The organism is Pseudorhodobacter sp., from assembly GCF_030452865.1.
Classification (GTDB): domain Bacteria; phylum Pseudomonadota; class Alphaproteobacteria; order Rhodobacterales; family Rhodobacteraceae; genus Pseudorhodobacter.
Window position 1 is genome coordinate 1 of record NZ_JAKDLJ010000072.1, and the last position, 12,139, is coordinate 12,139.

A 12,139-nucleotide genomic window follows, 5' to 3' on the forward strand; every position below is an offset into this window, starting at 1 on the left:
ACTGGATCTGCCGGGGCTTGGGTTCGGTCGGGCAGCGCCAGCGCGGACAGGGCGGCCCGGCTATCATCCGGCGGTCCTGCTCAAATTGTTCATCTATGGGTATCTGAACCGTGTCCCGTCCAGCCGCAGGCTGGAGCGCGAGGCAGGGCGCAATGTCGAAGTGATGTGGCTGACCGGCAAGCTGGTGCCGGATCACAAGACGATTGCCGATTTCCGGCGCGATAACGGCCCTGGCATTCGCAAGGTCTGCGCGCAGTTTGTCCAGCTTTGCCGCCGGATCGGCACCCTGAAGGGCGATTGTGTTGCCATCGACGGCAGCAAATTCAAGGCCGTCAACAATCGTGACAAGAACTTCACTAAGGGCAAGATCGCCAGCCGCCTTGCGCATCTTGAGGCCGATGTTGATCGCTACATCAACGAGATGGTCCGGATTGATCGGCAGGAAGAAGGCGAGGCGCGGTCAGAGAAGGTGGCCCATCTTGCCCGGCGCTATGGCCGCATCCGGCAGGAAATCGCACGGCTGAAGGCGATGGACGAAGCGTTGGCCGACGCACCTGATGGCCAAATTTCCCTGACCGATCCCGATGCCCGCGCGATGGCAACCAGCGCCCGACACAGCGGGATGGTCGGCTACAACGTCCAGAGCGCGGTCGACACCGAGACCCACATCATTGTCACGCACGAAGTCACCAATCAGGGCTTCGACCGCGACCAACTCAGCCCGATGTCAATCGCGGCCAAAGATGCTCTGGGCCGCGATGACCTGCATGCCATTGCCGACAAGGGCTATTTCAGCGGCAGCGAGATCCTCGCTTGTCACGAGGCGGGCATTACCACGACGGTGCCGCGCCCCGCGACCTCGGGCAACGCGGCCAAAGGCATGTATGTGAAGGCCGACTTCACCTATGACGCCGGGCGCGATGTCTATGTGTGCCCGGTTGGCGAGGAACTGACCTACCGCTACACCGCCGAGGAGCGCGGCGTTCAGCCCCGGCGTTACTGGGTCAACGCATGCCAGACCTGCGCCCTCCAAAGCAAATGCACCACCGGCACGGAACGGCGGATCACTCGGTGGGAGCACGAATATCTGGTTGATAATATGGGCAACCGGCTGGGCCGTGATCCCGATGCCATGACCCTGCGACGTTGCACGGTCGAACACCCGTTCGGCACAATCAAAATCTGGAGGGGCCAAAGCCTGGATGGGCCACACCCATTTCCTGACCCGGAGGCTGAAGAATGTGCGCAGCGAGATGGCGCTCAACGTGCTGGCCTACAACATCAAGCGGATGGTAGCTTTGATCGGGATCCGGCGGCTCATGCAGGCGATCCCGGGCTGATATTGGCGCTCGGTAGCAAAAAACGTCGCCGGAATAGCCTTTATTGCCCCTTAGCCTCGATCATAGACCGTGTGGTGCCGAACTGACGACATAGTCGACCACCACACCATAATTGCACAGCAAACTGCCGCGCCACCGAGGTTCCACACATCCTCGGCCTTTACCGGGCCTTCCATGTTTGAAGAATGTAAGCGGCGGTCATCAGGTCCAAATGCGCGCCACCACCGTTTTTCGCGATGGTGATTTCGTCATCAGAACGACGGGTGAAGCCGCCTTTCGCCATATCGTAGAAATCGGCCGAAATATTGCCCTCGTTGATCGCGCCACTCGCAATCGGCATCATCAATTCCCCGATGTGGTGGACAGTCGTGGCGCGTGCATCGACGAAGATGCGTGCGCGCGACATTGCCTCATCATCCACTTCGCGCATGTCGGGGCGATAAGCACCGATGAGGTCGAGATGCTGACCCGGTTGTAGCCATTCGCCCAGGATCAACGGCTCTTTCGACATTGTGGCGGTGCAGATGATATCCGCGCCGCGGACCGCCGCTTCCAGATCGGTGACCGCCGTTGCCCCTGTGGCATCGGCAAACGCCCGAGCCGTCACCGGGTTGCGACCCCAGACCGAAAACTCCGGGTTCTCAAGCAGGCTGGCATAGGCCGGGATCATTGAATGGGCAACCGCCCCGGTGCCGACAAGCAGCACCTTGCGGCTGTCCTTGCGCGCCAGCTTTTTGCAGGACAGCAGACTGTCACCTGCAGTTTTCCACTTGGTCACCAGATGAAAGTCGATCAACCCTTCCAGCTCGCCCGTTTTGTCGGTGTAAAGCGTGACGGAACCATTGATCGTCGGTTTGCCATGCGCGCCATTGCCGGGAAAGATCGTCGCACATTTGACAAGCTGACCCAAACCATCAATCCATGCGGCGCGATTGAGCAGCGTGTCATTGTCGCGGTACAAAAGGCTGTCGCCCACCTCAGCGGCAGGCAGGCGGTGCCCGGCCTCCAACGCATCGGTCAGACTCTGCCAATTCAGCAACTCATCTGCCTCGAACGGAACGATTTCCATGGTCATGGTGTGGCCTCCTCGGCAGTCAAGAGCCCCGCCTGGCAGAGCTTGTCTGCCCAGCCATCGGCGGTGGTGAAAAGATGGGTTTGCCAGCCGCGCGCGGCAGCAGCGGCGGTGTTTTCCGGCTTGTCATCGACAAAAAGCAAGGCTTCGGGCGCGATGCCGCAATCGCGTTCGACGGCTGCATAGATCGCGGGGTCAGGTTTGGTCAGGTTCATCCGACCCGAGACATAGGCACGATCAAACCAGCGCAGGAAATCATATTGGGTCTGCGCGTGGCTGAAAACCTCATCGCCGATATTGCTCAGCACGAACACCGGCACACCTTTCGCCCGCAACCGCCGCAGCAAGGTGATGGAATGTTCGATGCGGGGGGAGGCAAGCCCGGCCCAATCGTCATACCACCAGCGAATCTCCTCCGCCCAGTTGGGGTGCTTTTCGGCCAAACCGTAAACGGTTTCGCGAAACGGCGCGCCGCCATCAACGGCAAGGTTCATCGCCTCCACCCCGGTTTCACCAAAAAGCGCCGCCCGCCGCTGTGGCCCGATGCGCCTGTCATAATACCGCTCCGGCTGCCACCCGATCAGCACATTCCCGATGTCATGGATCACGGCTTTTGGTGTCATCTCAATCATCCCGTTCCATCCCACCCACTGCTGAGGATCGCAGGTTTCCCGGTGCGGCGGCAAGAGGTGGTTTGTCGGGGTTGGCCCGCGTTTCGCGCCAGACCACATAGAGCCCAGCGCCGCAGATCAGCGCCATGCCAAGCCAGGCCCAGGCATCCGGCCATTCATCAAACACCACCAGCCCGAAGGTAATCGCCAGCGGCATTGCGATATATTCGAACGGGGCCACCACCGCCGCTTCGCAGGTCCGATACGCATTGGTGATCATCAAGGAGCCGATCACACTCGACAGCCCGATGATCACCAAGACCGGCCAGTCCGCCATCGCAGGCCAGAACCATTCACGGGTCAGAAAAGCCAGCGACGGATCGGCCTGCCCGGCAAATTGACCGGAACCAAGCACCAACCCGCTGATAATGCAGGTCACCGCAAAACTGAGCTGGATGTAAAGTGTCAGCGTGATCGAGCTTTCGGTGCCGGACATACGCCGGGTCAACATTTGCAGCATCGCATAGCAGAACGCGGCAAACAGCGGCAGCAGCGTTGCAAGCTGGAATATCCCCGCCCCCGGCCGCAGGATGATCACCACGCCCAACAGCCCGACCCCAACCGCCACCCAACGGCGCGGGCCGACTTTTTCCCCCAGCATCGGCACAGAAAGCGCCGTGATCAGCAAGGGCGCGACGAAAAACAGCGCCGCAGCTTCGGCCAAAGGCAAGGCAGCGAGGCCGAGGAAGTAGCAGAAGTTCGAGGTGATAACGAACGCCCCGCGCGTCAGGTGCAGCCCAAGACGCCGGGTGCGGAACGCAGCCAGCCCGCCATGAAAAGGCAGGACCAGCGCAGAAAGCACGCCCAACCCGATCATCGTGCGGATCAGCACGATCTGGTGCAGCGCATAGCCGCCCGACAGGAACTTGATCGAGGTGTCGTTGATCGAGAAAAAGCACGACGCCCCCATTGCACTGAAAATGCCCAGGATCAGGATGCGCCGGTCAGGTGTGGCGGTCTGTGTCATCACGCAACCTCACCGCCACGCCCGTGCCCTGTCTGTTCTACTCGCGACATCACAGCGCCTTTGCCGCACGGATCACCCGCTCCAGCGCCTCAAGGAAGCGGGAGCGGTCGGCTTTGGAAAATGGCTTGCCGCCACCGACGCGAAACGGATCGGCACTGCGCAGATCCTGCATCAGGTCGCGCGTCGCCAGCACCTGCCCGATGTTGCGATCATGCAATTCCTCACCATTGGGTTTCAACACCTTTGCCCCTGCTTCCACGCATTTCGCCGCCAGCGGAATATCCCCCGTCACCACCACATCCCCCGGCCCGGCGCGGTCCGCGATCCACTTGTCCGCCTCATCCGGGCCAGCCGAAACAAAGACGCTTTCGATCAAAGGATTGGCCGATGGACGGATGCCACCGTTCGACACCAGCACCATCCGCATGACATGGCGTGTGGCGACCCGCTCGGCCTCGGCCTTCACCGGGCAGGCATCAGCATCAATGTAGACGGCACCCCCTTCAGGCATAAAGCGCCTCGGCGTGGAAGCCGATATGATCGCCCATGAAGGTAGAGACGAAATAGTAGCTGTGGTCATAACCCTTTTGCATACGGAAGGTGGCATTCTGCCGGGTGATCGCAATCGCCTCTGCCAAGGCTTCCGGCTTCAACAGCTCCAGAAACTGATCAGATGCACCTTGGTCAATCAGAATAGGCCCGTCAAAGCCGCGCTTTTTCATCAGCAAAGTCGCATCATGCGGCGCCCATTTCGCCTCATCCTTCCCCAGATAAGCGGTGAATTGCTTGCGGCCCCAATCGCTGGCGGACGGGTTGGCAATCGGCGCAAAGGCGGAAACGGAGCGGAAACGGCCAGGAAAAGACATCGCGATGGTCAGCGCGCCATGTCCGCCCATCGAATGGCCGGTGATGGCTTGGCGGCCTTCGTCCAGCGGATAGGCGCTGAACAATAGATGCGGCAGTTCTTCGGTGATATAATCCCACATCTGGAAATTCTTCGCCCATGCCCCCTCGGTCGCGTTGACATAAAACCCCGCGCCTTGGCCCAGATCATAGGCCCCGTCATCCGGCACAGATTCGCCGCGCGGACTGGTATCGGGGAAAATCAGCGCCACGCTGTGCTCCGCCGCCCAGGCCTGCGCGCCCGCCTTCTCCATCGCATTCTGATGCGTGCAGGTCAGGCCCGACAAATACCACAGCACCGGCACCGCCTCATGCTCCGCCTCCTCCGGCAGGAACAGGCCAAACGTCATGTCACAGCCGCAAATCTCCGATGTGTGGCTGTAAACGCCCTGCACACCACCAAAACACCGGTTCTCGGAAATGGTTTTCATCGCTACTCCTTTCAGCCCGTCACAAGGGCAATCACTATGGTCACCGTCAGGATGCTGACAGCGGTGGATATCAGGATCGAGGCGGAAACCCTCTGCGGTGCCACCCCGAAATGCTGCGCCAGAATGTAGACATTGCCCGCAACAGGCAAGGCGGCAGCCGCAATCATCACAGATGCGGGAAAGCGGGCAACATCGAACATCAGCAAAGCGGCAATCGCCACCGCCGCCGGATGCAGCACCAGCTTGCAAAACGACAGCCAAACCGCCACGCCAAGGCGCTCCGCAGATTTGGTGGCAAGCGATGCCCCGATGGCAAACAGTGCGCCCGGCGTCGCCGCAGCACCCAGCAGCACCATGAATTCATTGACCGGACCCGGCACCGGGATGCCGGTCCCCGACCAGATCAACCCCAACGCCATCGAAACGATCATCGGGTTCTTCAACAAACCCATCCCCAAGGCCCGAAACACACGAGAACTCATCCGGCCCTCGCGCGCGCCGGTGATGATCAGGGTGATCGCAGAAGAAAACACGATCAAATCAATCGCCAGAACCATCAGGATCGGCCCCGCCGCTTGGCTACCCATCAACATCACCAGCATCGGCACACCCAGAAAACCGGTATTGCCGATGATGGCACATTGCGCCTCAACTGCCGCCTCTTGCGCCGATACGCCGCGCCAGCGCGCCACACCGAGCGCGATGGCATAGACCGCGCAGCACCCGGTCAGATAAGCGGCAACAAAGCGCCCATCCCAGATTTCAGCGACGGATAGGTTGGAGGCGAAGCCGAACAACATCGCCGACAGGGCAAAATAGAAAACGAATTTCGTCAGCCATGCCGTTGCGTCAGGTGTAAAAAACCGTACCCGCCCTGCGCCGTAGCCAAGGCCGATCAAGGCAAAGAACGGCAATGTTTTGAAAAGGATAGCCAGCATCACCCACACCCGTCCGGATCAGGTGCAGGGTTTCATGCCCGGATCGAAGATGCAAGCCAGCCCAACACCATTCGCTACCACGACCCCTGCAACGTCTTCTCTGCAAAAATATCCTCAGGGGGTGAATTTGCCGCAAGGCAAAGAGGGGGCGCGAGCGCCCCCTGCCCGGCCTAGCCCGCGCGCAACCAACCGCTCTCGAACGCCACCGCATCGCAATCAGCAAAACGCGCCAGCCGCTGCAAAGCGTCCTCCAACCGCGTCAATCTGCCCTTGCCCATCGCCACTCCCGGTTCCGGCCAGAACGCCCGAACCCGCAGCGCCCCCGCGGCACGGAACGCCTTGGCGTCGATCCGGCCAATCAGACGCTCGCCTTCCAGCACCGGAAAGACGTAATAGCCATATTGCCGCTTCTCTTCCGGCACGAACACCTCAATTCGGTAATAGAACCCGAACAGGCGCTCCGTCCGCGCGCGATCCCGCAAAGCCGGATCAAACGGTGACAGAATGCGGATACGGGGTGGGGCCGGTGGCAAGGTTGAGGCCTCATGCAAGACATCGGGGCGCGCAAAACAGCGCCGCGGGGTGCCATCAGCGCTGACGATATCAACCTCACACAGCGCACCGGATTTCACGCCTTGCGCGCACCAGTCCCGCGCATCTGCCAGGGAGATCGCCGCCCAGAACGCGGCGATCTCGGCATGGGTGCCAAAACCCAGACGATCCAGCGCCGATGTACAGGCCCAGTCGAGATGCGCCATCGCATCAAGTCTCTCCGCACGATGCAGCACGGGAATGACCCGTTCCGTGAGGTCATAAACCTTCTGGAAATTCTCACGCCCGGCAATAGACAGAACCCCGGTGCGCCACAACCATTCCAGCGCGGTCTTCGAAGGGTGCCAATCCCACCAACCGCCTTTGGAGCGTGCCTCATCCTGCCCGACATCGGAACAGGTAACAGCGCCGCCTTCGGCGATCCGACTCAGGATGGTATCGAACTGCGCCTCATAGCCATCCCGGAACCAGCGCTGCCAACCGGCTTTCAGACGCGATTCAGCGGCGGCAAAGCGGTGCTGCCACATCGGGAACAGATGCACCGGCAGGATGGCGGCATCATGCGTCCAATGCTCGAACAGGGCGCGATCCCGCTCCAGCAGATGTTTCAGCGCCTTCGGCTTGTAGGACGCCCGGCGCGCAAACAGGATATGGTCATGCGCCCGCGCAACTGTGCGGATGCTGTCAACCTGAACAAATCCGATGCGGTCAATCAGCGCAGCCAAATCCGCGCCCTTGCCGGATCCGCTCGGCACCTCACCCAAAGCATGGCGATGCAGGAACAAGCGGCGGGCAAGCGGATTGGGCAGGGTTTGAACCGTCATATCTGGCAGCGTAGCAACCTCAAACCGGGCGCGGAAGGCAAAGCGCCATTCCGTGTGACTGCCATTCGGCACCAAGCGCCACAGTTCGCAAACGCGCAGGCGGAAAGGTTGCCGGGCCGGGGGATCAAGAGGTAAGCGCCGGGCGGTGTCCGACCTGCGGTTGGCGGCCTGCTGTCATTCATCATAAACTGGGGGGCTTGCATAGCCGGGGTGCCCGGTACCAGCGTCGTCCGGAAACGCGCAAGGATTTCGTTTGCAAGCCGTGGCGGTTGGCAATGTCCGGACCGGGGCCGGTGCAATGAGTTCAAAAATCGCGGTTCCGATCACCCCGACATTTGCAATTGATCCGACCTTGCTGTTGGCGGCATAGGAATCAGCGGCACTGGAAAACCGGAACGCCGCAACCTCGGTCGCGTCTTTCCTGAATCCCTGGATTTGCAGGGTTTTGCCGGGTGCGAGGATGTAGCCGTTGTTGCGCAGGCTGCCAGGCTGGCCGTTCAGCACATCAAGCCCGTCAACGGTTGCGACCACCTCATAGGTCTTTGTCCTGGAGTAGTTGCGATATTCCAGCGTATAGCGTTGGCCGCTGCGGCCTTGCAACCGTTCCACCCCGCCGATACGGAAAATCGGCCAAGCGCTGCCGTTGTCTTTCAGCACACGAAGGCCCACCCGCCCATTGGTCAATGTCAGTTCCCGGATTTTTTCGCCACTGGCACGAAACGCCGCGTAGGCCAGCACGTCAACCGACTCCGGTTTGCTGTGCTTGCGTTTCAAATCCTGAACAGTGATCGTGGAGCCGATGCCTTCGCCCCATTGGGTGCCCAGTTTCGCGCGCTTCATCGGGGCCGCGGACGGTTCCATTTGCACGTCAGCCATCGGTTCAGGCGTTTGAGCCGTCGGCATACAGGCCGAAACGGTCAACATCGCACAAAGCGCCAAGAACATGGAAAGCAATCGAAACGTCATGCCAGAAAGTTTCATCGCACAATCCACCCGACCGATGTGTTCGGCCCAGCATAGGCTTGGGCGTCCGGGCCGTGCAAGGTTCTTCTACGCAGGGACTCTTCGCGCACCGCCCCTCAGCATGGGCGTCGACGCCGCAAAACCTTAGGCAAGCCCCGCCTCTGCTGCGATTTGCGCCTTTGATTTGCGCGCGCGTTCGGTCGCGGATTTCAACTGACCACAAGCGGCCATGATATCTTCGCCGCGTGGCTTGCGGATAGGGGAGGCGTAACCCGCTGCATGAATGATATCGGCGAAGGCGTGGATGCGGTTGTTTGATGACCGCTTGTAAGGCGCGCCGGGCCATTCGTTGAACGGGATCAGGTTGATCTTGGCCGGGATGCCCCGGATCAGTTCCACCAAACGATGCGCGTCTTCCTTGCTGTCATTCACTCCATCAAGCATCACATATTCAAAGGTGATGCGTTCAGAATTGGTCAGGCCGGGATAGTCGCGCAACGCGTCAAGCAGCGTCGCGATGTTCCATTTCTTGTTGATCGGCACCAGTTGATCGCGCACTGCATCCGTCGTGGCGTGGAAACTGACAGCCAGCAGGCACCCAATTTCCTGCGCGGTGCGGGCAATTTCCGGCACGACGCCAGAGGTGGACAGCGTGATGCGGCGGCGCCCCAAGGCGATACCTTCGCCGTCCATCACGATATTCATAGCATCGCGCACATTCTCGAAATTATACAGCGGCTCGCCCATGCCCATCAAAACGATGTTGGAGACCAGACGCGCCGCCGGGTCCGCGTTGGAGGCACCTTTGACCGGCCATTCATCCAGATCGTCACGCGCAAGCATCACCTGGCCGACGATCTCGCCCGCGGTCAGGTTGCGCACCAGTTTTTGCGTACCGGTATGGCAGAACGAACACGTCAGCGTGCAGCCGACCTGGCTGCTGATACACAAAGTCCCGCGATCGGTTTCGGGAATATAGACCACTTCCACCTCATGGCCGCCCTGAATGCGCACCAGATATTTGCGGGTGCCATCCCCGGAAACCTGTTTTGTAACAACTTCCGGCAGGGTGAGTTCAAACTTATCCTCGAGCATCGCGCGCAGATCTTTGGAAAGGTTGGTCATCTGCGCAAAATCGCGCAAGCCAAAGAAATAGACCCATTGCCAGATTTGCCCGACCCGCATCTTCGCCTGCTTCTCCGGGCATCCCGACGCGATCAGCGCATCGCGCAACTGCGCGCGCGTCAGGCCGATGATGTTCGTCTTGCCACCTTCCGGCAGCTTGCGCGGGATGGTGTGCAAGTCTTGGGTGATCGGTGTGGCGGGCGTAATCATATCGGGAATCCTGTAGTTCAATTGCGCTATATAGGGGATCAGGCCGCAAAAGAAAACGCCCCGGCGCAAGAACCGGGGCGTGAAAATTCATCGAAAACGGCCTATTTGCAGCGCGTTTCCGCCTCTTGCATCGCGGCAGTGAAGCCGAGAAGCGAGAATGTGTCCTTGGTCTGGGTGCCACGTCCCGAACGCGCTGTCACGATGGCAGAGCCGCCCGCTTTCAATGCTGCAAGGATACCCGCATCATCCGAGGTGTTTGCTGGCCATGCCCATTCGCCGTCAGAGAACAGATCGAACGACTTGCCGTCGATGTTCACGTTGACGGTGGAGCCAGACGCAAAGGGGTAGCCGCCGGTGAACGACACCTCCCCGCGCGCGCCGGAACCGGGGCGAAAGGTGACGAAAAGCAGAATATCACCGCGCCGGGCCGAGACGGGCTTGCCGTCGCGACTGTTCACGCTTTCCTTTGGCTTGGAAACGCCCCAGCATTCTTTGGGTTGGTTCCAGACACAAACGCTCCAATCCGTTTTGGCGGAAACACATTCGGTTTCGGATTGCGCGAAAGCGGTCGTGGCCGCCAAACCTAGCAAGACGCCAGCAAGCGCCCCGATGATGCGTGATATCATGTCGTTCACAGCCTCCAGCTGTTTGATGCCTCAGTTCGCGCCACTTGCTGTTCACCAGCTTTTCCTGTGGCGTGGGTCGTTTCAACTCGATATTCCATGCATAACGCAAAAAGGGCAGGTCGTAAAAGCCCCATGCGCAGAAAATCGCGCATGTTTGATCTCGAAACCGTGAAAAGGAGCAATAAAATGACAGAACCGGTGGCATTTGCAGAGCTGTGGCGCGGCGGACAGTTGGAAAGCACCCATCTCGGGCATGCGGTGATTTGCGGCGCCGATGGATCGGTTGAAGCGGCGTGGGGCGACCCGGAGGCGGTGATTTTCCCGCGTTCCAGTTGCAAGATGCTGCAAGCGTTGCCGTTGATGGAAAGCGGTGCTGCGCGGAATTTGACGACGAAACAGCTTGGCTTTGTCTGCGCCAGCCATAACGGTGCCGCAATCCATACCCAAGCGGCGGCAGCCTGGTTGGCGGATTTGGGGTTGGGCGAGGCCGATCTGCGCTGCGGCAGCCATGAGCCGAAAGACCGCGCCGAACGTGACCGGCTGATCAAGACCGACCAAAGCCCGTGTCAATTGCACAACAACTGTTCGGGCAAGCATTGCGGCTTTCTGATGCTGAACAAGCATCTGGGTGGTCATGCCGATTATATCGAAGCCGATCACCCGGTTCAAATGGCGGTGAAAGCGGCGTTTGAGGAAGTTACGGGGGAGACAAGCCCCGGCTACGGCATCGACGGTTGCTCCGCCCCGAATTACTCCTGTTCGGTGCATGGATTGGCCCGTGCGATGGCCTATTTCGCCACCGCAAAGGAAGGTAGCGATGTACGCCAGGACGCGGCTTATCGGTTGGCGCATGGCATGCGGACGCATCCGGAAATGGTGGCAGGCGAAGGGCGATCCTGCACCGAGTTGATGCGCGCGATGGAGGGGAAGGTCACGATCAAGACCGGGGCAGAGGCCGTATTCATCGCGATCATTCCCGAGTTGCAAAAGGGCATCGCGCTGAAGGTTGTCGATGGCGGCACGCGCGGCGCTGAACTGGCGATTGCTGCGTTGCTGGTCAAACTGGGCGTATTGCAAGCGGATCACCCCGCCACCCGGAAATATCTGAACACGGTGGAGCGTAACTGGCGCGGGTTCGAAACCGGCAGTCTGCGCCTGGCACCCGGTTTTGCCTGAAGGCACGAGTTCGCGGGTTTTTGACACCGCCCAAGACAAGCAACGCCGCCAGCGCATTTCCCTGCACTGACGGCGCCCTTTAAGGCGTAGCGGACTGACCCGATGATCCGGTCTGGGTGGGGGCATTAAGGCCAAACCACCGGGCCAATCTCAATCGCTACTGATCGTTGTATGATGGGGATTCGTGTCAGTATCTGGGCAGGGTTGCGGTTTTGTTGCGGTGTTTGGGCTTTTTCCGAACGTCAGGGGGCGCTGCCCCCTCTGGCCCTGGAGGGCCATTCACCCCTGGGATATTTTTTCAGAGAAGATCGCGGATTTGAGACAATTTTTAGCGGTTGCAG

The 12,139-nt window shown here is 60.1% G+C and carries 11 protein-coding genes and 1 pseudogene; 2 read left to right on the plus strand and 10 right to left on the minus strand.

The features are described 5' to 3' along the window. Positions 1-1,340, plus strand: a pseudogene (locus tag L0H65_RS06475) (IS1182 family transposase); the annotation flags it as partial. 160 nt (positions 1,341-1,500) lie between these two features. On the opposite strand, the gene L0H65_RS06480 reads toward L0H65_RS06475, so the two are convergent. The 10 genes from L0H65_RS06480 to L0H65_RS06525 all read right to left on the minus strand — a co-directional run bounded on the left by L0H65_RS06480 (position 1,501) and on the right by L0H65_RS06525 (position 10,622). Continuing rightward, on the minus strand, positions 1,501-2,415 hold the full coding sequence (locus tag L0H65_RS06480) for an ornithine cyclodeaminase family protein (RefSeq protein WP_301458020.1): 915 nt from the start codon (positions 2,413-2,415) through the stop codon (positions 1,501-1,503). Further along, positions 2,412-3,035, minus strand: a complete 624-nt coding sequence (locus L0H65_RS06485; RefSeq protein ID WP_301458029.1) for an HAD family phosphatase — start codon at positions 3,033-3,035, stop codon at positions 2,412-2,414. The genes L0H65_RS06480 and L0H65_RS06485 overlap by 4 nt, the downstream gene beginning before the upstream one ends. 1 nt (position 3,036) lies before the next feature. Further along, positions 3,037-4,050 carry a DMT family transporter gene (locus tag L0H65_RS06490; RefSeq protein WP_301458021.1) on the minus strand — a complete coding sequence of 338 codons (1,014 nt, stop codon included), beginning with the start codon at positions 4,048-4,050 and terminating at the stop codon, positions 3,037-3,039. Positions 4,051-4,099: 49 nt separating this feature from the next. Then, complete coding sequence (locus L0H65_RS06495) at positions 4,100-4,561, minus strand: YaiI/YqxD family protein (protein WP_301458022.1); 462 nt, start codon at positions 4,559-4,561, stop codon at positions 4,100-4,102. Further along, positions 4,554-5,384, minus strand: a complete 831-nt coding sequence (gene fghA, locus L0H65_RS06500) for an S-formylglutathione hydrolase (RefSeq protein WP_301458023.1) — start codon at positions 5,382-5,384, stop codon at positions 4,554-4,556. The genes L0H65_RS06495 and fghA overlap by 8 nt, the downstream gene beginning before the upstream one ends. An 11-nt stretch (positions 5,385-5,395) precedes the next feature. Further along, positions 5,396-6,322 carry an AEC family transporter gene (locus L0H65_RS06505; RefSeq protein ID WP_301458024.1) on the minus strand — a complete coding sequence of 309 codons (927 nt, stop codon included), beginning with the start codon at positions 6,320-6,322 and terminating at the stop codon, positions 5,396-5,398. A gap of 170 nt (positions 6,323-6,492) precedes the next feature. Beyond that, complete coding sequence (locus L0H65_RS06510; protein WP_301458030.1) at positions 6,493-7,698, minus strand: winged helix-turn-helix domain-containing protein; 1,206 nt, start codon at positions 7,696-7,698, stop codon at positions 6,493-6,495. Between the two features lie 174 nt (positions 7,699-7,872). Beyond that, the gene (locus tag L0H65_RS06515) at positions 7,873-8,679 is read right to left on the minus strand and encodes a hypothetical protein (protein ID WP_301458025.1); all 807 of its coding nucleotides are present in this window, start codon (positions 8,677-8,679) and stop codon (positions 7,873-7,875) included. Between the two features lie 126 nt (positions 8,680-8,805). Continuing rightward, positions 8,806-9,996, minus strand: coding sequence for a 23S rRNA (adenine(2503)-C(2))-methyltransferase RlmN (rlmN, locus tag L0H65_RS06520; protein WP_301458026.1), 1,191 nt, complete (start codon positions 9,994-9,996; stop codon positions 8,806-8,808). A 101-nt stretch (positions 9,997-10,097) separates the two neighbouring features. Further along, the gene (locus L0H65_RS06525) at positions 10,098-10,622 is read right to left on the minus strand and encodes an invasion associated locus B family protein (protein ID WP_301458027.1); all 525 of its coding nucleotides are present in this window, start codon (positions 10,620-10,622) and stop codon (positions 10,098-10,100) included. 186 nt (positions 10,623-10,808) lie between these two features. Between L0H65_RS06525 and L0H65_RS06530 the strand changes: the two genes are divergently transcribed. Continuing rightward, positions 10,809-11,798, plus strand: a complete 990-nt coding sequence (locus L0H65_RS06530; RefSeq protein ID WP_301458028.1) for an asparaginase — start codon at positions 10,809-10,811, stop codon at positions 11,796-11,798. Positions 11,799-12,139: the final 341 nt, after the last annotated feature.

Coding starts and splice junctions, on each gene's coding strand:
- L0H65_RS06480 (WP_301458020.1), bottom strand. CDS start 2,415: ATGACCATGGAAATCGTTCCGTTCGAGGCAGATGAGTTGCTGAATTGG.
- L0H65_RS06485 (WP_301458029.1), bottom strand. CDS start 3,035: ATGACACCAAAAGCCGTGATCCATGACATCGGGAATGTGCTGATCGGG.
- L0H65_RS06490 (WP_301458021.1), bottom strand. CDS start 4,050: ATGACACAGACCGCCACACCTGACCGGCGCATCCTGATCCTGGGCATT.
- L0H65_RS06495 (WP_301458022.1), bottom strand. CDS start 4,561: ATGCCTGAAGGGGGTGCCGTCTACATTGATGCTGATGCCTGCCCGGTG.
- fghA (WP_301458023.1), bottom strand. CDS start 5,384: ATGAAAACCATTTCCGAGAACCGGTGTTTTGGTGGTGTGCAGGGCGTT.
- L0H65_RS06505 (WP_301458024.1), bottom strand. CDS start 6,322: ATGCTGGCTATCCTTTTCAAAACATTGCCGTTCTTTGCCTTGATCGGC.
- L0H65_RS06510 (WP_301458030.1), bottom strand. CDS start 7,698: ATGACGGTTCAAACCCTGCCCAATCCGCTTGCCCGCCGCTTGTTCCTG.
- L0H65_RS06515 (WP_301458025.1), bottom strand. CDS start 8,679: ATGAAACTTTCTGGCATGACGTTTCGATTGCTTTCCATGTTCTTGGCG.
- rlmN (WP_301458026.1), bottom strand. CDS start 9,996: ATGATTACGCCCGCCACACCGATCACCCAAGACTTGCACACCATCCCG.
- L0H65_RS06525 (WP_301458027.1), bottom strand. CDS start 10,622: ATGATATCACGCATCATCGGGGCGCTTGCTGGCGTCTTGCTAGGTTTG.
- L0H65_RS06530 (WP_301458028.1), top strand. CDS start 10,809: ATGACAGAACCGGTGGCATTTGCAGAGCTGTGGCGCGGCGGACAGTTG.